The sequence below is a fragment of the Paraeggerthella sp. genome, from assembly GCF_048427265.1.
GTDB classification, from domain to species: domain Bacteria; phylum Actinomycetota; class Coriobacteriia; order Coriobacteriales; family Eggerthellaceae; genus Paraeggerthella; species Paraeggerthella hominis.
Map to the genome: position 1 here is coordinate 26398 of NZ_DBFOSR010000105.1, position 21782 is coordinate 48179.

The following is a 21782-nucleotide window of genomic DNA, read 5'->3' on the forward strand; positions in this document are numbered from 1 at the left end:
ATGCTTAATCCTTCTTCTTGAATTTGAAACCGACCGGCGTGCCCGTCAGGTCGAAGCTTTCGCGCAAGCGGTTCTCGAGGAACCGCTCGTAGTTGTCGTTCACGAGATCCGGACGGTTCGCGAAGAACGTGAAGCGCGGCGGGCAGGTAGACGTCTGCGTCACGTACTTCATGCGCAGCACCGCCTTGCCGTTGCTCACCGTATGGCCCGTTTCGCGAATGCCCGTAAGCCAGGTGTTGAGCTTGTTCGTGGGGATGGTCTGGCTGTAGTTCTCGAACGCGGAATCGATGGCGTCCCAGATGCGGTCGACCTTCTTGCCCGTAAGCGCGGAAATGGCGATGACGGGAGCGTAGCCCACGAATCCCAGGCGGTCGGCTATGCGCTCGCGGATCTCGGCCTTGGCCTCGGGGCCCTCGACGAGGTCCCACTTGTTCAGGACGATGATCATGGCGCAACCGCGATCCGCCGCGAATCCGGCGACGCGCTGGTCCTGGTCAGTCAAGCCCAGCGTGGAGTCGATGACCAGAAGCGCCACCTGGGCGCGATCGATAGCGCGCATGGCGCGCACGAACCCGTAGTACTCCACGTCCTCGTCGATCTGGCTCTTGCGGCGCAAGCCCGCCGTGTCCACGATGGTGTAGTGCTTGCCCTCGTGCTCGACCAGCGTGTCGATGGCGTCGCGCGTGGTTCCCGCCACGTCGGAGACGATGGATCGGTCCCCCTTGGTCATCCGGTTCGTCAGCGAGCTCTTGCCCGCGTTGGGGCGCCCGATGATGGCCACGTTGATGCCCGGATCATCCTCGACGTCCGGCACCTCGACCTTGCGCAGCTCTTCCACGATGGCGTCCAGCAAATCGCCGGTACCGTGGCCGTGCGTGGCCGAAACGGGCCACGGGTCTCCCACTCCCAGCTGGTAGAACTCCCACAGCTCGTCTTCGCTGCCGGGCGTGTCCATCTTGTTCACGGCCAGAAACACCGGCTTGGAGGTTCTGCGCAGAACGCGAGCCACCTCTTCGTCGTCGGCGTTGATGCCGGTCTTGCCGTCGACCAAGAACACGATGACGTCGGCTTCGTTCGCGCCGGCGAAGGCCTGGGAGCGAATGGACCCCTGGAAGGCGTCGTCGTCGCCCATCTCGATGCCGCCGGTGTCGATCAGCTTGAAGTCGCACCCGTTCCAGTCGGCTTCGTGATAGGATCGGTCGCGCGTGACGCCGCGCATTTCATGTACGATGGCCTCGTTGGCCTGGGCTATGCGGTTGACGAAGGTGGACTTGCCGACGTTCGGCCGTCCCACCACCGCCACGATTGGCAAAGGCATGGTGCAACCTTTCAGATTGATTCGTTAGCTTGAAGTCGGCGCGTTCTGCCCGACAAGGTCGATGATCTCGGAAAGAAAACCCGACGCGTTACAGGATACCACGGCAAGCGGCGCGCCCGCGCGCTTTCCCATATCCTCCAAAGTCATGTCATCGAGGGTCACCCCGTCGTCGTTGAACACGACGCTCGGAACCACGAACAGATCGCCGTCGTCGCACGCCTGGATCGCAGAAGCGATGTCGCACCCGCACAGCAGGCCCGTGACGTCCACGTTGCCCCCGAAGAAGTCGTTCTTCACGAACAGGGGCTCGAACCAGGGCGCGACGGCGCTGCGCGCAGCCAGCGGCCCGAGGAACTGGCGGGTTGCGAAACCGGCGACGTAGCGCACGCGCAGGCCGGCCCGCCCGAGCGCGTCCGCAGCACGAGCCACCGTCCCGTCGCGCTCGGCCTGCTCCCAGTCGTCCACGAACGACCGGATGATGCCCACGCCGTCCTCGAACATGCCGAAATCGCCATAGTGCTGCGACGGAGGAAGGTTCTGCAGCAGCTCGGAGCCGTACGCATTGTGGTAGAACTCGTCGGCGGCGAACGCCCACATGGTTCCGCGTTCGGCGAGCGCGCGCGCCTGGAACGGCACGACCAGGTCCATGACCGCGCGCGACGACACCGGGTCGTTGAAGCTGCGGTCGAAGCACGTCTGATGCTTGGTGAACCCGAGCGGCACGATGCAGACGTCCAGGATGCCCGGGCGCTCGTACGCCCAGGAAAGCGTGTCCTTCAGCACGGCCCCGTCGTTCTGATCGGGCACGAGCACGATCTGCGCATGGAACTCGATACCGGCCGCGAGCAGACGCTCGAGCACGTCGATGCCATGCTGCGCATGCTTGCCGATCATGCGGCGGCGCACCTGCGGATCGGCCACGTGCAAGGACAGGCGCAGCGGCGAGATATGCTGCTCCACGATGCGCGCCTCGTCTTCGGGCGAAAGGTTCGTGAAGGTGACGAACGTGCCCGCCAGGAAGCTCAGGCGGAAGTCGTCGTCGCGCAGCGTGAGCGACGAGCGCATGTCGTCGGGAAGCTGGCGCATGAAGCAGAACGTGCAGGCGTTGCGGCATTGCTTGACGCCGTCGAACACCACGCCGTCGAACTCGAAGCCCCAGTCCTCCCCCGGTTCGCGTTCGAGTTCCACCTCGCCCGCCTCGCCGTCGAGGTCGACGTAGCCCAGCTCGATGACGTCGTCGGACGTGAGCCAGCGCCAGTCGATCACGTCGCGCACAGGAGCGCCGTTCACAGAGGTCACGTAGCAGCCCGGCTCGAACCCCGCGTCGTCGGCCGGGCTTTCGGGCGCGACGGCCGCCACCAGGGCGCGCGGAGGATCGCCCTTCCGGCGACACCCGTGCGACGCCGCAGCGCTGAACCCGCGCGCAGCGGACGAAGCGGAGCTTTCCGCCTCGCGCGCGATGTCCTTCGATGGGTACGTGCTCACCTGCCGCCTTCTCTGTCAGAATGGGCCTTTGTTTGGATCTCGAAAAATCCAGGGTCGACATATCGTCCCTTATCGTCTTGAGCATTCTACCCGTTAGGTATCCGTATCGCAATCAACAGGAGAGGGCGAGACCGCTAAACAGACCCCAAGCAGACGACCAGGAACTTGCAACAGGCACCAGTCTCGGGGAGTTATCGCAACGAGAGGGATCGGGATCAGAGCGCCGTTCTCGACGGCGGCGTCGCTCGACGTCCTGGAAGGAGCCCCACCGTATCCGAGCTACTACGCAACATATATTCAATGGTTCTCGTTCCGACTTTCAACAGCAGCCGCACTCCTTGCCCATGAACCCCGGCTTCGAGCAATTCATGACTTCTTCGGATGCGACGTCGTCAAAAATTCTCGAGCAAACTGCAACCTGCCAGCCAACTCTCGCCCCGCAGCATCCCCAAGGGAAGCAAGCGTCCCCAGCAAGAAACGCTTCGTGTCGGAATCGAGACGGCCGCTCTCCCCCACCATAGTGGCGATATTCGCGACAAGCTGCGATTGGAACTCAGCCCAGGTACTAGCCTCGGTCGCGCAAAGCATGACGAACGCCGCCTCCACAAACCGCTCGCACTCCTCCTTGTCCTTTGTTCGAATCCAATTCGAGAACACATCATCAATCAACATCGCGCCCGTGCTGAGATCTTCGAGATGCTTGAACCTCCCCTCTTCCACGATCCAACTAAAGGGATTGTGCTGAAACACAGAAAACGATTCTGCATCCACGACGCAAAACGACTCTCGATCCTCGTATACCATTCCAAACAGAGAATCAACCGGAACGGTTTTATGCAATTTGCAGGCGTATTCATCGGTTCGCATGCGAGGAGAAGGGTCTTCGGCGAATGAAGGGCCATCATGGTTGTATACGGAGAAGATGCGTTCGTACACTGGCTGGTCGGCATCGAGCGCGGCAAACTCAGCCAAGTGCCCGCCCTTCGAGTGGCCGCCGAGAAACAGGGGGCCTGTTGTACCGGACGCAACTCCCGAAACATACGAGGCCGCAGAACGCTGGGAAGGAATCACCGGAAGAAAACTCATGTTGAAATCCTCTTTCCATCCGACTATCGTTCCGTCGGTTCCGCGAAAGGCAAGGTAGCATGCTCCAGAATCCAGAAAGAAGGTGATCGCACTAAACTGCTTTTCAACAGCCGACGAGAATTCGTCCACGAAGAAGCCGATCTCCACATATCGATACCTTCGAGACGCCATGATCGCATGCGCGAAATCAGAACTCCCTCCTTGATCCTCAAGCCAACATCCCGCAAACAAGTCGCACCAATCGCTCAAGGCCACCGCATCGTGGAGCAACACGCGTTCAGAGCCACAGGGCACCACAACACCAGCCTTCTCGAACCTGAAGTAGCACAGCGTCGACAGCACGAGACTGTCAACCTCATTGAAGGGGAACTCCGAGAACAAACGCTGTTCGGTCTCAAGATAAGTGATCAACGATCCCATAGCCATCCCACACCCCATCAATCAATAATCCGGCGCTTCCCTTACGTTTCCGTTCATAGTATCTTTGCGCTTTACGCCACCGGAGGCTTCGGAGCCGCAGGGGGCTTCGGGGCTGCAGGAGGCTTGGGGGCCGCAGGGGCCTTCGGGGCCGCAGATGCAAAATCGGCAGCAGTGGCACCGCAACCGGAGCAGACATCAGCGCTAGCGGGGTTCTTGGTGCCACACTTAGGACACTCGATATCTCCGCCGATTACAGCAGATGAGGGACGGAAGCACATGGTCATTCCTTTCGAATTCAGATCGGAACGCTGGCCCTCAAACGTTGCAGCACGTCCGAGGGCCAGCCGGAAAAGGGTCGGGGATCGTTATTCCTTAGAAGCGTAAACGATGCCTTCGCGAGTGCTTTCCCATGCAGGCAGCGAGAAGATGCGGAATCCCTTCTCGCGCAGGGCCTCGACCTCAGCATCGACGGCTTCGCCGGTGGTCAGCGCGCTGTTGGGGCAGCACTTCACGCAGAAGGGCTCCTGCCCCTCGGCCAAGCGTGGCGCGCACTTGATGCACTTCTTGGACCACACGGGCATCCACGACATGCTCAGGTTCGGCCACGTGCCGGCCGGACGATCGATGCCCTCGCCCGAGCCAAGCGTACGCACGGTTGCCCAGTACTCGTCGTCGGGAAGCTCGTTGACCACTTTGCAGGCAAGCGAGCAGGTCCAGCAGCCGGTGCAGCGCTGCAAATTCACCAGGATCCGAGTGTCTTGAGCCATGGCTACTTCACTTCCTTTCCGTCTTCGTCGAGATCGGCTGCGTCAGCGATCTTGCGAATGTTGCAAGCGCAGTCCCAAATGGTATCCCAAGCACCGGCGATGCAGCCTTCGGAGCCAGTAAAGAAGCCGCACTTAACCTGATTTTTGCCCAGCATCTCGTTCCACCAGTGCTCAGACAGATCGTCGAGCGTCTCGCGACTACCCAGCGGCACCAGCAACTCGGAATAGGTGCCCTCCTCGAATTGGCGCTTGCGCCAACCGAACCACACCTGAATGGTTCCCGGAGGAATCACTTCATCAAGACGGCACGGAGCAATTACGTGACCGCGCTGGTTGTAGACTTCCACCTTATCGCCATCCTTGATACCCTCGCGCGCGGCATCAACCGGGTTGATGCGAGCGCTCGGCTTGCCGCCGGAAAGCTTCACCATGACGGGATCGTCGGTGTACAACGACTGCATGAAGAAGCGCTGTCGGCCGCTGAAGAACTGGTAAGGATACTCTTCGTTCTTACCTTCGGCCTTGCTCGCCTCGGTGGGAACCTCCATAGGCTCGGTATACATGGCAATCTGATGACCCGTAGGAAGCAGGCGCTCGCAATAAAATTCGAGGCGACCGGAAGGCGTGCTGAAATCCAAACCCAAGAACGGGTCCCAATGGAACGGCGGCGTTGCCAAGCGAACCATCTTCTCCTTCTTGAGCCGCTCCATGCTCACACCGCCCTCGATACCCGCGATGAACGGATAGTCAGAGTCGATGCGCACGCCGCACCACTCTTCAGCAGTCTTATCAAAGTACTCGCCCAGTCCCAAGCGCTGGGCAAGACCCGTAAACAGATCGGTAGGATCATGAACCTCCGCCGGCGGCTCGATTGCAGGCTCCTGCAACACGATATGGTTGTAAGCGGCCATATTGATGATGTCATAGCGCTCGAACGGCATGCAGTCCGGCAGGATGTAGTCGGCATACTCGCCCGTGTCGGTAATCCAAATGTCGAAGTCAACGATAAGCTCGAGCTTCGGGAACACGCGCTCAATCCAACGGGAACGGTTCGGGCAGTTATGCACCGGATTGCCCGAGATGACCATAAGCGCCTTGTAGGGACATTCTTCCACGCTTTCGGAATTCTCGATAGCTTCGAAGAAGTCGGCTTGACGAGCAGGCACGCCCTTGAAGCCCTCGATACCGTTAGGGGCGACAATGGGGGCGTCGTTAAAGAGCACGGGCCATGCACCGCCTAGGAGCTCGGAAGTGACACCGGCACCGGGGCGACCCAGATTACCGGTCAGCGAACCGAGCAGATAGAACGAGCGATAAATATCACCCTGGTTTTGGTAGCGAATACCCAAAGCGCCCAAGATGTAAGCGTCGGGAGCAGCTGCATATTCCTCGGCAATGCGCACAGCGTCAGCTGCAGGCACGCCCGTGATGGACTCCTGGTACTCAGGCGTGTACTTGGCAAGATGGTCTTCGAGAACGCAGAACACGGTTTTGCAAGGAACGCCGAACACGTCGAGCTCCGCCTTGAGCTCGAGCTCCGTAGCGCCCGCAATCTCCTTCACGCCAGGCTCCACGGCGATAACGCCATGCGTCTTGTCGATTACCATGCAGTTGCCGTCGCCGTCGCGCATGAATTCGCCCGTATCGCTACGAACCAGGAACGGTGCCACCGTATGATCAAGCAGGAAGTCCACTTTATAAAGATCGTTCTTCACAATGTGGTTTGCCATAGCCAGCGAAAGAGCAGCATCAGAGCCGGGTTTTACCGGAACGAATTCGTCCGCATAACCAGCAGTGCCGTCGAAGAGCAGACCGATGTCGACGATCTTGGCACCGTTGCTCTTAGCCTCAACGACATGCTTTGCGAAACGGTGCTGGTTTTCAACAGGGTTCGCGCCCCATACGATAACGTAATCGGAGTGATCGATGTTGCGAGGATCGGTATTGTAGTAACGATACGTGTTACCCAAGTCATAGTACGCCGCAAACAGAGGGCCGTTGTCGAGGCCGTATGCCTCCATGGGGAACGTTGCGCCGTACAGACCGCCAAAGCGCGTGTGCAGCACACCGGCAAGACCCATCGAGGGCGGATAGCTTGCAGTTAGATACCACAGGGCGAGCGACTGCGGACCGTACTTGTCACGCTGTTCGGCTAGCTTTTCGGCAATCTCATCGAGCGCCTGGTCCCAACTGATTTCCTCCCATTTGCCTTCGCCGCGCTCGCCGGCACGCTTAAGAGGCGTTGTCAGACGATCCTTGTTGTAAGGCTGTCGACATGCCATGACGCCCTTTTGGCATATATGGGCCTCTCCCACTTCGGCGCCGGTGTACTCGGCCGGTTCCGTACGGATGATCTTCCCGTCCTTGACAATAGTCTTCAACGCGCAGTACTCATGGTCACCCCACCCAGGGCACGCGGTATAGACAAAACTCTCCTCGGACATAAGATCCCCCTTTCCTTTTCAACTCGTCCTGAACAGCACTGCCGTCACTATAGGATGCAGGGAACTCCCCTCGCTGTAGCCTAGGTTACAAATACCTCCTCGCTGTAACCTGGGCTACAGCGAGGAGGTATTTGTAACTCGGGTTACCGATTCCTGCTTGCACGGATGCCTATACTTCCACGCGTCAACGCCGCGCGCCAATGCGCGGACAAGCAAAGGAGGGGTACTTATGCCAGATCAGATCACCTTGGAACGTCGTACGTTCCTCAGAGGAGCACTCGCCGCCACCGCCGCCGCAGCGCTTCCGCTTGGAATCATGACCGGTTGCTCTTCGCAGGGGGCCAGCGCAGCCAACGTCTCGATCAAAACAGGACTCACTGAAGAAGAGCGCGCGGCAGTAACGCCTGACCCATCCTACATGGGAGGCAAGACGAACTTCTGCGGCCAGGAAATAAAGATCGGCACCGGCGAAAACGGCGAAGCCGCCAACCAAGCCCTGCTCGACCAACAAGCCCATTATTCGCCCGCACATATGGTGAAGGTCACTGATCGCGTGTACAGCGCCATCGGAAACGCACTCTCCAACTCCACCATGGTAATCGGCGACACAGGAATCATCGTCATAGACACGGGCGAGTGCAGGGAGACCGCTGAACTCGACTACGAAATGTTCCGCACCGTCACCGACAAGCCGGTTGTCGCCGTCATCTACACGCACTGCCACTACACAGGAGGCACCACCGCCTACCTGCCGGCAAACAACCCCGACAACGTGCCCATCATCGCGCAAGAAAGATTCATGGAAGCGCTTCTTTCTCCGTTCACCGAGACCGCAACCAGCTATGTCGACCGAGCGCATACGATGTTCGGCGATTACCTGCCCATCGAGGGGGAAGATGGACGCACGAGCTGCGGAATCGGACCCTTCTACAGCAATCCTTACGTCAAATCCTTCACCCCGGGCTTCATTCCCCCCAACAAACTCATTCCGGCCGCCGAAAAGGAAGTCGTGGAGAAAATCGACGGGCTTACTTTCCACTTCTATCCCACGACCTCCGACAGCGCCGACAACATCAACATTTTCATCGAAGAAGAAAACACCATCGTCACGAACCAAGCATGGGGCGTTATGTACAATATGTACACGCTGCGGGGCGAGAAGTACCGCAACCCCGTGACCATGCTTGCCGCATTAGACGTACTGCGCGATCTCAAAGCCGACAACATGGTGCCAGTGCACGCGCTGCCGCTCCTTGGTTCTGACAAAGTCGCTGAAGAGCTCACCTTGCAACGCGATGCCATTCAGTTCGTCTACGATCAAACCATCCGTTACCTGAACAAGGGATATACGCCTGATCAAATTGTTGCAGCCGTTAGAATTCCCGAATTCATGGCAAGCGGCGACATCACCAAGCCGCTTTACGGCGAGTTCGAGCACTACGTACGCGGCGTATACAGCGGACTCATCGGCTGGTTTAGCGGCGACCCTCTGGAACTGCATCCGGTATCCAAAGAATACGAATCCGCATACTTCGTGCAACTTGCAGGAGGCGCCGATGCGCTCACTGCGGAAGCGCAAAAAGCACTTGACGACAATCAGTACGCATGGGCAGCAACGCTTGCCACGCACGTCTTGAACGCAAGCCCCGAACACAACTCCGCAAAAACCGTCAAGGCTCAAGCGTACCGAAAGATGGGACAGGTTTCGCAGGCCTCCAACACGCGCCACTGGTACCACACCGAAGCTTGGAAACTGGAAGGAAACCTCGACAAGAGCATGGTTCCAGCCGTGATCACTAAAGATAAGCTCATGGCCGCGCCTCGCACGCTCGTGCTCGACATGCTGCGCGTGAGCATCGTTCCCGAAAAAGCCGAAGGAATGAATGAGTCGCTGGTAGTCACCTACTCCGACGAGAACGCATCGACTTCGATGATCGTTCGCAACTGCATTGGACAAGTCAAGCAGGGTGCTATCGAAAACCCCAGTGTTGAAATAGTGCTCGCTTACACCGTCATGCTCGACATTGTCCTCGGTGTGAAATCGTTCGACGAATGCCTCAAAGCCGGAGATATCACCGTCAAGGGAGACGCAGCCAAGCTGGAGACCATCATGGGCGTCTGTGAAATGCAGCTTTAAACTGATTCGTCTAGCGTCGAAAGCAACGTTCGGTTTTCCGACGTAATTACGAAGAAAGGCCGGTGTCCTTGCCCGGCCTTTCTTCGTATGGCCGCCATGCAGTTTCGCTCGAACGATCAGTAGAGCGCTCCATGGTCATTCGCAAGCACAACTTGCTGGCTCGCAAGCCTTGACTCGCACTTTTCAGCCATACCTGGATCTCACCTTGCTGCACTTCCGTACCTTTCAAGCGCTTTGCTCATCAAGCGCGTCACGCTAACTCGATTCATGCATAAAAGACGCCCGATAAGATCATGGGTTATGCCGTTTATTCCAACCCCCGTGCGTTCCAACTCGTCAAGTAGCCAGACAATACGATCGACCCCTGACGATTCGGCCATCAAAGCCATATTCTGAAGCGCACCTCGATACCGATCCGTAATCTCGGATAGAACGACACGCGCAAACGCCGGATCATCTTCAAACGCCCGCCTCATGAGAGACAAGGGGATCGCACATCCTCGAAGATCGGTTAGCGCATACCCAAGGTGACTATCGTTGAACCCTTCATCGAAATGTCTCGTCGCTCCAGCGATCTTCATCGCGTTTATCAGACATCCGGAATCCGCAACGAAGAGCCCCTGGCTACCGCCTTTCTCAGTCGATAGGGCAACAGCAAGCACCCCCGACTTCACCACGAGCACTTCCTTTGAAAAGGAAACCGCAGAAACGGTTGAGCCCTTCGTTATAGAAACATGCCTCGCCGACGAGCAAAGCATCTCCCGCGTTCCTGTGGATACATCAGAGCAAAATGGGTTGATCCGCACCTCCGTGCATCTAAATCCTCCACGTCCGACGCCCCCCGAAGCATTGCCCATAACAAGCCTCCGTCGCATAGAATAAATCTCCGCATTCCACCCTGCGACTCAGTATACCGCATATAGAAGCAGACCCTCGCAGAAGACCATGCGCGGGCCCGTCGCCAAAACCCCATCCAGCCGTTGGCCTACCAAGCCTCCAGGCGCTCGACGACGGCGGCTATCTGGGCCTCGGGCGTGCTCGCCCCCGCGGTGACGCCCACGCTCTCGCAGCCCTCGAACCAGGCGGGATCCAGCTCGTCGGGCGCTTCCACGTGATGCGTGCGCGGGCACGCGGCCGCGCAGATCTCGGCCAGGCGCGTCGTGTTCGACGAGTTGCGCCCGCCGATCACCACGATGGCGTCCACCTCGTCCGCAAGCGCTGCGGCTGCTTCCTGCCGCTGACGCGTGGCGAAGCAGATAGTGTTCTTGACCTGCGGCTCGATGCCGCGCGCAACAAGCGCGTCCACCACGGCGTCAAGCGACTCGCGCGTCTGCGTGGTCTGCACGACGATGCCGACGGGAGCCGGAAGACCATCCGGCAGATCGGCGGGCTCGGTGACCACGGCCACCTGGCCGCCTGCCTCGCGCGCGCAGGCAACCAGCCCTTCCACCTCGGGATGCCCCGCCTCGCCCACCACCACCACGCGCCCGCACTGCCGCGCAAGCTCCGCAGCCGCCTTTTGAGCGCGCGCCACATGCGGGCACGTAGCGTCGATGATGGGCAGCCCGCGCTCCTCCACGCTGCGGCGCACGCCCGGCGTCACGCCGTGGCTGCGGATGATGACCGACCCGTGATCCACCGCGTCAGCGCTCTCGACCGCGCGTATGCCGCGCTCGGCCAGTTCGCCCACCACCTGCGGATTGTGGATGAGCGGCCCGAGCGTAGAGGCGCCCTCGGTGCGCTCGGCCGCCTCGAGCGCCATGTCGAGCGCCCGCTGCACGCCGTAGCAGGCGCCCGCGTGCTTGGCCTTCACCACCCTCATGCGCATGCTCCTTCCGCAGGTGCTTCCTTGGAAGCGCGGCGTTCCTTGGCGGCCTTCTTCTCCCTGATGGCGGCCACCAGCTCCTCGGTCGTGTGTCGCGCCACGCGATGCTCGGCGAACGCCGCCGTGAAATCACGGCCCTCCGGGAACAGCGCCGGCATGTCCACCTGATCGGCCGGCACGTTCAGCGACAGCGCGAAGCACTCGCGCATCGCGTACCAGGTGCAGCCGTCCAAGCGGTCTTCTTTCGGAAGAAAGTCGAAATCGCTCACCAGCAAGGGGTCCCCGTACTCGATGGTCACCTTGGGGAAGCGGAAGAACTTCCCCTTCTCCTTGATATGCTCGGCGTTGCGCACGGTCATGGGCAGGATGGGCGCATGACCCATCTTCGCGATGAACGCCGCCCCCGAATGGATCTCGGGCGTGCGATCGCTTTTGCCCCGGCGCGTTCCCTCGGGAAGAATGCCCACGATCTCGTCGTTTTTCAGCATGCGGGTCGCGCGCTTGATAGCCGTTCTATCGGCAGAATCGCGCTTGATGGGAAACGCGCCCACGCGCGACAGGATATGGCCCGCCAGGCCGTGCGCGTTGCCGAACAGGTTCTCGCGCCCCAAGAAGCGTATCCACTGGGAAGGGCGCGAAGACAGGTACATGAACACCACGTCCAGAAACGACGTATGGTTCGCCACCACCACCACGCCGCTTTCGCCGTCGAAGCCCCGCAGGCTTTGCCGGTTGTCCACGCGGTAGCGGAAGCAGATCTTGAACACGAAGGCCAAGAACCCGTAGATGACGTTGCCGACCAGGCGCGGAGCCTGCTTCTCGTCGGAAGCGCCGCCGTAGGGCATATCCCAGATCTTCTCGTAAGGCAGAATCAGGCTCATGCGCGCTCGCCTTCGCCGCCGTTCGCGCCCCTCTGACGGGCAAGCGCGCAGATCTCGTCGATCACGTCTTCGATGTAGTGCCCGGTCGAATCCAAATGCACGGCATCGTCTGCAGGCCGCAACGGCGACGTGGCGCGCGAGGAGTCCAGCTCGTCGCGTCGGCGAATGTCGGCAAGCACCTCGTCGAAGTCGATGGAACCTACGGCACGGTCGACGTTTTGACGAACCCGACGATGGGCCCGCTCTTCAGCCGAAGCGGTCAGGAACACCTTGACCGGGGCCTCCGGGAACACCGTGGTGCCTATGTCGCGCCCCTCCACCACGTAGTCGCCCGCACGGCCGATGCGCTGCTGCTGCTCCACCAAAGCCGCACGGACGGTCGGCGCAGCGGAGACGGGGCTCACGGCACGGTCGATCTCGGCGGTTCGGATGGCGTCGGTCACGTCGACGCCGCCGATGGAGACGCGGCGCGGAACCGGCTCGCCCGCCTCGTGCGCAAACGCGATGTCGTAGGTGCGCGCAAGGCTTCCCAGCGCGTCGCAGTCGTCGAGCGCCACGCCGTCTTGCAGGGCGCGCCATGCAACGGCTCGGTACATCGCACCGGTGTCCAGGCAGGAAAAGCCCAGTTCGCGCGCAACAGCTTTCGCAACAGTAGATTTACCGGCCCCGCTCGGGCCGTCAATGGCGATGATCATCGTGCCAACCTTTCGATATCGGACAGAAATTGAGGATAGCTGATCTTCACGGAATCGAAGTTCGCCACGCTCACGGACGAGCCGCCTGTCAGGCCGACGAGCGCCCACGTCATAGCCAGACGATGGTCGCCCTTCGAGTCGAAGGACGCCGCATCCGGCACGACCAGATCCGGCTGCCCCTCGATGAACAGGTCGTTGCCTTCGACCCACGTGTCCACGCCCAAAGAGGACAGGCCTTCCACCACGGCCTCCAGGCGATCGGTCTCCTTCACGCGCAGCTCCCCCACTTCGCGAAACACCGTGACGCCGCGCGCATGCGCCGCCACGAGCGACAACACGGGAATCTCGTCGACGATGGACGCGATCTTGTCGGCGGGAACCTCGCAGCCTCGCAGGTTCGGCGTGTAGTCGACGGAAACGGTCCCGTAGGGCTCCTTGCCCGCAGATCCCGTGCGACGCAGGTTCACGCACGCGCCCATGCGCTCGAGCGTGCGGGTGAAGCCGATGCGCGCCGGGTTCAGGCTGACGTTCTCGATCTGCACGGAGCTGCCGGGCTTGAGCGCCGCGGCGCACGCGAGGAACGCAGCGGACGAAGGATCGCCCGGAACCTGCACTTCGCAAGCCTTGAGCGCGGCGGGGCCCGTGACGCTGGCCGTTCGATCCGCAGCCGTGGTGTCCACGCCGAACTCCGGGAGCATGAGCTCGGTGTGGTTGCGCGAAGGAGCGGGCTCGTTCACGGTGGTGGTGCCGCGCGCGTACACGCCGGCAAGCAGCACTGCGGTCTTCAGCTGGGCCGACGCCATAGGGGCATCGTAGACAAGAGGATGCAGGCCGCGCGTTCCGCACACGACGAGCGGCAGCGTTTCGCGGCCTTCGGGCTGAAAGCGAACCCCCATCTTCATGAGCGGCGCGGTGATGCGGCGCATGGGGCGCTTCACCAGGGACTCGTCGCCGGTCAGCTCCACGCGCACGTCCCACGGGGCGAGCACGCCCATGAGCAGGCGCGCCGTGGTGCCGGAGTTCCCGCAATCGATGGGACCCTCGGGTTGGGACGGCCCCTTCGCTCCCCAGCCCTCCACCACGCCAGCCAGGCTTTTGTCGGGCTGCAGCTCAAGCTCTACCCGCGCGCCCAGCTGGCGCACCGCCGCCATGGACGAGCGCACGTCCTCGGAATCAAGAACGCCGGTCAGCTTCGAGACGCCCTCGGCCATAGCCGCGAACAGCACCGCTCGATGCGAGATGGACTTGTCGCCCGGCACGGTGGCCTTGCCCCGCAACGGCGCGCGCAGAGGCTCGATGATGGTCGCCGCTGATTCAATCGACATGTATATGCTCCTTTGCCGCCAGAGGACTGAACGAAACCGAAAAACCCGCGTTGATAAGCTGCGCGGACAGCTGGCCGACGTCGCCTTCGTCGGTCAGCACCAAGCTGAGCACGGCGCTGTCCTCGGTGACGTGGTCTATCTCGATGGACTGGATGTTGCAACCGACCGAGCTGGTGACGGTGGTCACCTCGGCCACCACGCCCGTGCGGTTCTCCATGGGAATGCGAACCTCGAGCAAACGCTCGGTCGAAGGCACCCAGGCAACGGGCAGGGCCCGGCGAGCTTCCGCTGCGGAGGCAAGAAGATCCGTCAGCTGCGCGCGATTCCCCGATTCGAGCGCGCCGGAAAACGACGCGATGATCTCCTGCATCTCCGACAGCCCGTCGACGAGCGCGTCCTTGTTGTCGAACGCGATGCCGCACCACAGCTCCGGCGAGCCGGCAGCGATGCGCGTCGAGTCCTTGAACCCGCCCGCGGCCAGCCGCATAAGGGCCTGCTGGTCGTCCGCATGACGACTCGCCAGCTGCATGAGCGACGAGGCGACGATATGCGGAACATGGCTCACCACTGCAACCGCCTCGTCATGATCTTCGCGCGGCAGCACGATAACGCGCGCGCCCAGCGAGGTGATCAGCTCGTGCAGACGCGGAAAGTGCTCGGCGGGCGTGTTCGCATCGGGGCACAGAATCCAGTGAGCGCCCTTGAACAGGTCCGCCCGCGCTCCTTCGATGCCGTTTTTCTCCGAACCCGCCATAGGATGGCCGGGAACGTAGTTTTCAGGATGGGCAAGATGCGCGCAGGCAAGCTCCACGATACGGCTCTTCGTGGACGCGGTGTCGGTGACGATGCCTTGAAAATCCCATGCAGCCAGGTCTTTCAGGTAGGCTTCGACCGCTCCTACCGGCGTAGCCAGAACCACCAGGTCGCAACCTTCGTCCACGAACCGCCGAAACGCAGGATCGGCCGGAAGCGCGCCCTCGGTCGCCCAGCCGCGCTCGAGGGCCTGCGCAAGCGTGCACTGGTCGACGTCGACCGCGAGCACCCGCGCATCGGGGTGCGCGGAGCGAAACGCCGCGGCGAAGGACGCGCCCACCAGGCCGAAGCCCACGACCGCAACGCGATCGAATCCCGGCTCCGCGATATGGTCAACTTGTTGATGTGACATGAAACGGAAACACTCTCCCTGTTGCAAACATATTGACGTGCGCCGACAGACAATGCCGACGTGCGTATTCTAGCATTATCGGCCGAAGGATCGGCCGCCCGCGCCGCGCGTCGCTACGAACCGTCCTCCACGGCTCGCTTCAAAGCCGCAACCTCTTCGGGCGAAAGAATCCGCCACGAGCCGCGTTCGAGGTCGCCCAGCTCAAGCGGGCCGAACGAATCGCGATGAAGCGCCAGCACCGGATGGCCGATTGCAGCCAGCATACGCTTCACCTGGCGCTTTCTTCCCTCGCGAAGAACCACGCGAACGATGGAGCGGCACGCCGCGCGCTGCTTGCACTCGACGGCGTACTCGCGCGACGCCCGGGCGGGCACGGCCGGAGGCGCTTCGAGAACGCGCTCGGCGCGGCGAGCCGCCGGACCTTCCACAAGGCGGGCGTCGGCAGGGGCCGTAAGCCCGTCGTCAAGTTCCACCCCGCGGCGCAAGCGCGCAAGGTCGCGTTCGGCGGGCCGGCCCTCGACGCATGCCAGGTAGCGCTTCGCCACATGATGCTTGGGATGCAACAGGCCGTTGCCCAGGTCGCCGTCGGTCGAGAACAGTAGCAAGCCCGTGGTGTCGGCGTCGAGCCGCCCGATGGGGAACAGCCCCGGATACCGATCGACGGGGACGAGCTGCGCCACGGTGGGACGCCCCTGCGGATCGGACATGGTCGTCACGAATCCCGCCGGCTTGTGCAACATGACGGTCACGGGGCCGTCGGCCAGCCGAACCGCCACCCCGTCCACGGCAACCTGGTCCACAAGCGGATCCACCTTGCTGCCCAACTCGGTCACCACCTGGCCGTTCACCGTCACACGACCGGCCGTCATAAGGTTCTCAGATCCACGGCGGCTTGCAGCCCCCGCTCGCGCAAGGAACTTCTGCAAGCGCATGGGGACGACGCGGGGTGCTTCGTTGGTTTCTTCGGTCACAGATCCTCCAGGGTCGACGAGGGCTTCCGCCGTTCGACAGAACGGCGGACCCGCTTACTCGTCATCGGTTTCAAACGTCAGCTCGTCAAAGTCTATTTTCTCCACCAGGCCGAAGCCGGAAGCCATAGCCTCGGCCAGCATGCGCTGGGCGGCGTCCGACGCAGCCTCCTCGCGCGGGCTCTCGGCCACGATGACGCCGTCTTCGTCGTCGAGGTCGAACTGCACGCCCGCCAAGGGGTCGACTTCGTCCGGCCCCTCCCCCGCGGCCGCTTCCGCAGCTTGCGCGATGCGCACGTCGTCGCGCGTAGCGGACAATCGCTCGCGAATGAACGCGCGCGTATCGTCGTCGGGCGCGAACTGGTCCAGATCGGGCAGGTCGGCTACCGAGCGCAGCCCGAACTTCTCCAGGAAGGCGCGCGTGGTCGCGTACAGCGTGGGGTTCCCGGGCGCGTCGGCCACGCCCGCCTCGCGCACCAAGCCCTTCTCCACCAGCGAGTTGATGGAGCTGTCCGAGTTGACGCCGCGCACGCTGGCAACCCCGCTGCGCGTTACCGGCTGCAGGTACGCCACGATGGAAAGCGTTTCCATGGCAGCCTGGGAAAGCTTGCGGGTATCCCACGACAGCACGTACCTCTCGATCAGCTCGTGGTACGCGGGGTGCGTGTACAAACGCCATCCGCCGGCGACCTCGCGCAGCTGGATGCCGCGGTCCTCCCGCTCCAGCTGATCGCGCAGCTCCACGAGCGCACGCTCGACCTCGCCCGGTGCAACCTCCAGCATGTCGGCCAGGGCAAGCGTGCCCACCGGCTCGTCGGTTACGAAGAGCATGGCTTCGATAGCGCCTTTGATCTGGCCTTCCTGCAAACCTTGGAACATGTCAACCTTCCTCGACCGACGTAAGGACGTCCTCGCCTTCCAGCGAAAGATCGCCGGACCCTTCGATGTAGCGGATGTCGATGTCGCCGAACAGCTCGGCCTGCTCGATCTTCACCATGGCGCGCTTGTACAGCTCGAGCACCGCCAAGAACGTGACCACCACCACGGGCGTGGGCGTTTGCGCGTTGACCAGCTCCGAAAAGCGGATCTCCTTCTTGTTGCGGATGCGCTGATGAATGGCGCGCACGTGCACCTCGACGGGAATGGGCTTTGCTGCGATATGCTCCGATTCCAGCAGAAACACGTCGCGCCGAGCAAGCGCGCGCGCCGCCAAAAGCGCCAGCCCGTCGAGCGTGACGTCCTTCAGGTAGTCGGGCATGAGGTTCAAGAAGCACGCGTCGGGACCTAAGGGACGCGCATGCATGCGGCCTTCCGCCACGAACCGCATGTGCAGCGCGCTCGCGGCGTTCTTGTACTGCTTGTACGCCAGAAGCCGCTCGACCAGAATGTCGCGAGCCTCGCTGGGCGCAAGCTCCTCCAGCTCCTCTTGCACCGCATCGCGCTCGCGCGGCAGCAGGCTTTCGGCTTTGATTTCCAAAAGCGTAGACGCCACCAGCAGAAAGTCGCTCGCAACGTCCAGGTCAAGGTTGTCCATCCGGGACACTTCGGCCAGATACTGGTCGGCGATCTGGGTGATGGAGATGGCTCCGATGTCCACTTTCTGGCGGCTGACCAAATGCAGCAGCAAGTCGAACGGCCCCTCGAAGCTGTCTATGCGAACCTTGTACGCCATGCGCGGCCCCGCCTACCTGAACGGATACAGCAGGTTGAACACGTTTCCAGCCGTCGCGTCCAGATAGATGCCGATGGGATTGAAATGCAGAATGTACGGCACCAGGATAACGGCGATCATGAAGATGGGGAACGCGTACTGCTGCACCTTGTAGTACCGCGGCAAATACTTGGCCGGAAGCAGGAACGCGAAGATGGACGATCCGTCCAGCGGCGGAATGGGCAGCAAGTTGAAGAACATAAGATACAGATTGATCAGCGAGAACATGGGCAAGAACAAGGTGAAGAAGTAGTAGAACACCATGCTTTGAGCCAACTGGGCAACCGGCAGGACGAACAGGATAACCGCGTACACCGCCGCACCCAGAACAGCCAGCGCCAAGTTTGCCGCAGGGCCAGCCAAGCCCACGATGAGGTCGCCCTTGCGAGGATCTTTGAAGTACGCCGGGTTGTACGGCACCGGCTTCGCGTAGCCGAACACCGGCATGTTCATGGCCATGAGCATGAGCGGCATGATGACCGTGCCGAAAGGATCCACGTGCTTGAGCGGGTTGAACGAAAGCCGTCCGGCTCGCTTGGCGGTAGGATCGCCCAACTTGTAGGCGGCAAAACCGTGGCACGCCTCGTGGCAAACGATGGCGGGCACGAAGCTCAAGATGGAACATATAAGGTAAGGCAGCGATATAGACATAATGCTGATCAGTCTACCGCAAGCACTCGGCCCGCCCGCCCCAAGAGGGAAAACTTCATAAACTCGCAGCGACGAGGAATCTCGTGGAATCTCGGGAATCTCGAGGAATCTCGGAGAGCGTCGAAAGAGGCCGAGCGAGGGTTTTTTTGGGCGCGAATCGGGGCCTGCGACACTTTCGCGAGCGCGCGAAGCCGCCGATCGGCCGCATCCCAAAACGCGACCATGCCTTTTGCCGACAAGGCGCTGCTGAAACCTGCATTCGGCAACCTGTTCTCTGTCACGGGTCCCGATTCGCGCCCAAAAAATCGAGACGCTGCCGCAACCTGCCCGCGGAAGGCTCGAAAATGGCAGAGATTCCGAGGTTTGTGGCTTTTCGTGCGCGACGGCGCGCACAAAAAGGGAAGATAAAATCTGCGACCAGGCATTATGCGATTACTTGTTCGCTATAGATGGAATTTCTCGCGTTCAGGAGCCGCAAACCCCCCAATCTCTGCCAAAAAGCGTATGTCCGCTGTTAAAACGCGGCTTTTCCACGTCTAAAATTGTCACAGGTCCCGATTCGCGCCCAGATTTTTTTTGGGGGGCTCACCACGGGGTGCGCGATCCACGCGGGAGGGCGACGCCGCCGCGAACCCCACGCACGATCCGCAACCTGCGCGAACCCCGCGCCCCGCGCGCCCCGTGCATCCCGCGACCTGCACGCAACTCGCGCACCCCCCACACGCCCCGCGCATCCCCCGCGCGCCCCGCACGCCAAGAGCGCTATTCCCGGCGCACGCAAAACGGGCCCCTCGAAAGGGGCCCGTCGGCATGTTCTATGCGGCGAAACTTACAGCGAGAAATCCTCGTCGCCGTTGAAGACGTCGAGCGCGTCCTCCACGGAGTAGTCGGCCAGCGTAATGGCGCTGATAGCCTTCGTCAAACGCACGGCCTCCGCCAGCGAGCGCTGGTGGATGTTGCGGCCGGTCGCGTTGCCGCAGGCACCGCCGATGTGAATCTGGTCGTGCAGCTGGGTCAGGAACGTCTCGGCGTCAACCGTCGAACCGCCCGCGCACACAAGGCCCGTGCGGCCGGCAGCCATGGCGGCAACCTTCAGAGCCTCGGCCGGAGTGCGGCCGTCTTCGGGCTTCGGCGGGTTCACCTTGACGAAATCGGCACCCAGGCACAGCGCCACGCCAGCAGCACCGGCGATCAGATCCGGGTCCTTCTCTGCCGCGACGGCCTTGCCGCGCGGATAGATCCACAGCACTACCAACATGCCGTTTGCGTGAGCCTGGGCGATCAGCTCGCCAGCCTCGGCCATCATGGTGGACTCGTACTCGCTGCCCAGGTACAGCGTGTAACCCAGACCCACGATGTTCACGCCAGCTTCGCGCATAGCCAGCACAGCATCCAGATCATGCAGCTGCGGCGAATAGGGATCGTCCTGCTTCACGCCAACGAGGTTGGTCTTGGAGTTCATCTTCACCAGGTAGTTGATCTCCGGATAATCGGCAGCATACTGCGCGATCAGGCCGCGCTGGCCAGCCAGCACGCCGCACACGCCCTGACGACCGATCTCGAAGAGGTGCTCCGGCTGAGCGTCGGCGATGTCGATGCCCTCGCCGTAGAAGTCGGCATTCAGATGCTCGACCTTCTGATCGCACGCGAACAGCATGAGACGACCCGTGCCACGGGTAGCCTTCATGTAGTTCTCAATGTACTCGTCACGGGATTCCGGCATGACGTCAGCCGGAACTCTCACCTGGTCACGAGTGATTTTGGGCATGATTTCCTCCTTATAGGATCCTTATTCGGGAAGGCGGTGCGCGAATTCCTGCGCTTAGGCCTTATCGATACCGCCATTCTAGCGAAAAAGAAAAGCCGCCCGCCCCTATTCATGGAAAAACCCCTGAACATTTGGACGAGCGGCGAAGCAATGCAACCGCGGGCAAACGGCGGACCGTCGATGCGCTAAAACCATTCCTTCTTATTGAGGACGTAGATCTGCTCGAACTGAGATTGCGACTTCGTCAAGTAAATGATGCCCTCGATGATAGCGATGACCCAGATCACCCAGCACGCAAGCGACAGCGTAAGGATTCCGCCCAAGATAGAAACTCCCAGCATGACGAAACCGGAAGTGTTGTACCCCAAGTAGAACTTGTGAATGCCCAACCATCCCAAGAAGATGGCCAGCAAACCGGCAGCCACATGATCCTTCGTAGCCACAACAGGCTGCGCGTACGGCTGCTGGTAGTACGGCTGCTGATACCCGTAATAGGGCTGCTGCGGCGGCACGGCGCCAGGACCGGCATGCGGCGTCTGGGGCGCAGCGTAACCAGGCTGCTGAGATGAGGACCCGCCATAAGAACCGCTCGCAGGCACCTGCGGTGCGGTTTGCGGCGCGCCGTAAGAAGGCTGCTGTGCGGGGACCCCGTACGGGGGGACCTGCGCACTCGAATACGGAACCCACTGGGGATTCTCGGACGCCGGGGACGCGGGAGGCTCCGGAGCAGACGGGGCGCTCTCCTGCTCGGCCGTCCCCATCGGCTCGACCGGCTCGGCTTCCTGGATCGTCTCGACTTCCTCAACTAAGACCGCGGATTCGTCGTCGGCCGAAGCGGTCGAGGCATCATCTGGGACGCAGGCCGAAGCCTCCACTGCAACCACGTCCACGACTTTGTCAACTTCGGCTTCCTGTTCAACAGGCTCTTCAACAGACGCCTCGGCGGCATCGAGCCCATCCGCCTTCTTCTCGTCGTTCCCTTCGGCAGCCAGCCGCGCTTTTGCCGCGTCGAGTTTTTCCTGGGCCGCCTTCAACTCGGCTTCCGCAGCAGCAACCGCGTCCTCGGCGCTGTTCAAAGGTTTTTTCTTGGTCATAGCGACCTCTTTCGTCCTGCGTTTCAACATCGTTGTTCTTCA

The 21782-nt window shown here is 61.5% G+C and carries 17 protein-coding genes; 1 reads left to right on the forward strand and 16 read right to left on the reverse strand.

Annotated elements, in window-relative coordinates; all coding sequences use genetic code 11:
• Positions 1–4 precede the first annotated feature (4 nt).
• The 5 genes from der to ACMNI9_RS09405 form a co-directional block, all read right to left on the reverse strand.
• A complete protein-coding gene (gene der / locus ACMNI9_RS09385) occupies positions 5–1318 on the reverse strand; it encodes a ribosome biogenesis GTPase Der (RefSeq protein WP_114565842.1) in 1314 nt (437 codons plus the stop codon).
• 24 nt (positions 1319–1342) lie between these two features.
• On the reverse strand, positions 1343–2680 hold the full coding sequence (locus ACMNI9_RS09390; RefSeq protein WP_418831778.1) for a DUF512 domain-containing protein: 1338 nt from the start codon (positions 2678–2680) through the stop codon (positions 1343–1345).
• A gap of 489 nt (positions 2681–3169) precedes the next feature.
• Positions 3170–4309, reverse strand: a complete 1140-nt coding sequence (locus ACMNI9_RS09395) for an Mbeg1-like protein (RefSeq protein WP_418831764.1) — start codon at positions 4307–4309, stop codon at positions 3170–3172.
• A 365-nt stretch (positions 4310–4674) separates the two neighbouring features.
• Complete coding sequence (locus ACMNI9_RS09400) at positions 4675–5076, reverse strand: hypothetical protein (protein ID WP_225749290.1); 402 nt, start codon at positions 5074–5076, stop codon at positions 4675–4677.
• Positions 5077–5078: 2 nt separating this feature from the next.
• Positions 5079–7520 carry a molybdopterin-containing oxidoreductase family protein gene (locus tag ACMNI9_RS09405; protein ID WP_225749291.1) on the reverse strand — a complete coding sequence of 814 codons (2442 nt, stop codon included), beginning with the start codon at positions 7518–7520 and terminating at the stop codon, positions 5079–5081.
• Between the two features lie 229 nt (positions 7521–7749).
• Here ACMNI9_RS09405 and ACMNI9_RS09410 point away from each other — a divergent pair, with 229 nt between their 5' ends.
• On the forward strand, positions 7750–9657 hold the full coding sequence (locus tag ACMNI9_RS09410) for an alkyl sulfatase dimerization domain-containing protein (protein WP_418831766.1): 1908 nt from the start codon (positions 7750–7752) through the stop codon (positions 9655–9657).
• Positions 9658–10642: 985 nt separating this feature from the next.
• Here ACMNI9_RS09410 and ispH read toward each other — a convergent pair.
• The 11 genes from ispH to ACMNI9_RS09465 all read right to left on the reverse strand — a co-directional run bounded on the left by ispH (position 10643) and on the right by ACMNI9_RS09465 (position 21740).
• Positions 10643–11479, reverse strand: coding sequence for a 4-hydroxy-3-methylbut-2-enyl diphosphate reductase (gene ispH, locus ACMNI9_RS09415; RefSeq protein WP_418831768.1), 837 nt, complete (start codon positions 11477–11479; stop codon positions 10643–10645).
• The gene (locus tag ACMNI9_RS09420) at positions 11476–12363 is read right to left on the reverse strand and encodes a lysophospholipid acyltransferase family protein (protein WP_225749294.1); all 888 of its coding nucleotides are present in this window, start codon (positions 12361–12363) and stop codon (positions 11476–11478) included. Before ACMNI9_RS09420 ends, ispH begins: the two co-directional genes overlap by 4 nt.
• Positions 12360–13058: a (d)CMP kinase gene (gene cmk, locus ACMNI9_RS09425; protein ID WP_114565845.1), complete on the reverse strand. Its 699-nt coding sequence runs from the start codon at positions 13056–13058 to the stop codon at positions 12360–12362. The genes ACMNI9_RS09420 and cmk overlap by 4 nt, the downstream gene beginning before the upstream one ends.
• Positions 13055–14383, reverse strand: coding sequence for a 3-phosphoshikimate 1-carboxyvinyltransferase (gene aroA / locus ACMNI9_RS09430; protein ID WP_418831770.1), 1329 nt, complete (start codon positions 14381–14383; stop codon positions 13055–13057). Before aroA ends, cmk begins: the two co-directional genes overlap by 4 nt.
• Entirely contained in the window at positions 14373–15548 is a 1176-nt protein-coding gene (locus ACMNI9_RS09435) for a prephenate dehydrogenase/arogenate dehydrogenase family protein (protein ID WP_418831772.1), read from the reverse strand. Before ACMNI9_RS09435 ends, aroA begins: the two co-directional genes overlap by 11 nt.
• Before the next feature lie 113 nt (positions 15549–15661).
• Complete coding sequence (locus ACMNI9_RS09440) at positions 15662–16480, reverse strand: pseudouridine synthase (RefSeq protein WP_418831780.1); 819 nt, start codon at positions 16478–16480, stop codon at positions 15662–15664.
• 93 nt (positions 16481–16573) lie between these two features.
• Complete coding sequence (gene scpB, locus ACMNI9_RS09445) at positions 16574–17395, reverse strand: SMC-Scp complex subunit ScpB (protein ID WP_418831774.1); 822 nt, start codon at positions 17393–17395, stop codon at positions 16574–16576.
• Between the two features lies 1 nt (position 17396).
• Positions 17397–18188 (reverse strand): segregation and condensation protein A, encoded by a 792-nt coding sequence (locus tag ACMNI9_RS09450; RefSeq protein ID WP_114565849.1) that lies wholly within the window; start codon positions 18186–18188, stop codon positions 17397–17399.
• Between the two features lie 12 nt (positions 18189–18200).
• On the reverse strand, positions 18201–18878 hold the full coding sequence (locus tag ACMNI9_RS09455) for a site-2 protease family protein (RefSeq protein ID WP_114565850.1): 678 nt from the start codon (positions 18876–18878) through the stop codon (positions 18201–18203).
• A gap of 829 nt (positions 18879–19707) precedes the next feature.
• Positions 19708–20646 carry an aldolase gene (locus tag ACMNI9_RS09460; protein ID WP_114566431.1) on the reverse strand — a complete coding sequence of 313 codons (939 nt, stop codon included), beginning with the start codon at positions 20644–20646 and terminating at the stop codon, positions 19708–19710.
• Positions 20647–20831: 185 nt separating this feature from the next.
• On the reverse strand, positions 20832–21740 hold the full coding sequence (locus tag ACMNI9_RS09465) for a TM2 domain-containing protein (protein ID WP_418831776.1): 909 nt from the start codon (positions 21738–21740) through the stop codon (positions 20832–20834).
• Between the last annotated feature and the right edge of the window lie 42 nt (positions 21741–21782).

Bases quoted from the DNA above. Each gene is read 5' to 3' on its own strand.
- der (WP_114565842.1), bottom strand. From the start codon at position 1,318: ATGCCTTTGCCAATCGTGGCGGTGGTGGGACGGCCGAACGTCGGCAAG.
- ACMNI9_RS09395 (WP_418831764.1), bottom strand. From the start codon at position 4,309: ATGGGATCGTTGATCACTTATCTTGAGACCGAACAGCGTTTGTTCTCG.
- ACMNI9_RS09400 (WP_225749290.1), bottom strand. From the start codon at position 5,076: ATGGCTCAAGACACTCGGATCCTGGTGAATTTGCAGCGCTGCACCGGC.
- ACMNI9_RS09405 (WP_225749291.1), bottom strand. From the start codon at position 7,520: ATGTCCGAGGAGAGTTTTGTCTATACCGCGTGCCCTGGGTGGGGTGAC.
- ACMNI9_RS09410 (WP_418831766.1), top strand. From the start codon at position 7,750: ATGCCAGATCAGATCACCTTGGAACGTCGTACGTTCCTCAGAGGAGCA.
- ispH (WP_418831768.1), bottom strand. From the start codon at position 11,479: ATGAGGGTGGTGAAGGCCAAGCACGCGGGCGCCTGCTACGGCGTGCAG.
- ACMNI9_RS09420 (WP_225749294.1), bottom strand. From the start codon at position 12,363: ATGAGCCTGATTCTGCCTTACGAGAAGATCTGGGATATGCCCTACGGC.
- cmk (WP_114565845.1), bottom strand. From the start codon at position 13,058: ATGATCATCGCCATTGACGGCCCGAGCGGGGCCGGTAAATCTACTGTT.
- aroA (WP_418831770.1), bottom strand. From the start codon at position 14,383: ATGTCGATTGAATCAGCGGCGACCATCATCGAGCCTCTGCGCGCGCCG.
- ACMNI9_RS09435 (WP_418831772.1), bottom strand. From the start codon at position 15,548: ATGTCACATCAACAAGTTGACCATATCGCGGAGCCGGGATTCGATCGC.
- ACMNI9_RS09440 (WP_418831780.1), bottom strand. From the start codon at position 16,480: ATGCGCTTGCAGAAGTTCCTTGCGCGAGCGGGGGCTGCAAGCCGCCGT.
- scpB (WP_418831774.1), bottom strand. From the start codon at position 17,395: ATGTTCCAAGGTTTGCAGGAAGGCCAGATCAAAGGCGCTATCGAAGCC.
- ACMNI9_RS09450 (WP_114565849.1), bottom strand. From the start codon at position 18,188: ATGGCGTACAAGGTTCGCATAGACAGCTTCGAGGGGCCGTTCGACTTG.
- ACMNI9_RS09455 (WP_114565850.1), bottom strand. From the start codon at position 18,878: ATGTCTATATCGCTGCCTTACCTTATATGTTCCATCTTGAGCTTCGTG.
- ACMNI9_RS09460 (WP_114566431.1), bottom strand. From the start codon at position 20,646: ATGCCCAAAATCACTCGTGACCAGGTGAGAGTTCCGGCTGACGTCATG.
- ACMNI9_RS09465 (WP_418831776.1), bottom strand. From the start codon at position 21,740: ATGACCAAGAAAAAACCTTTGAACAGCGCCGAGGACGCGGTTGCTGCT.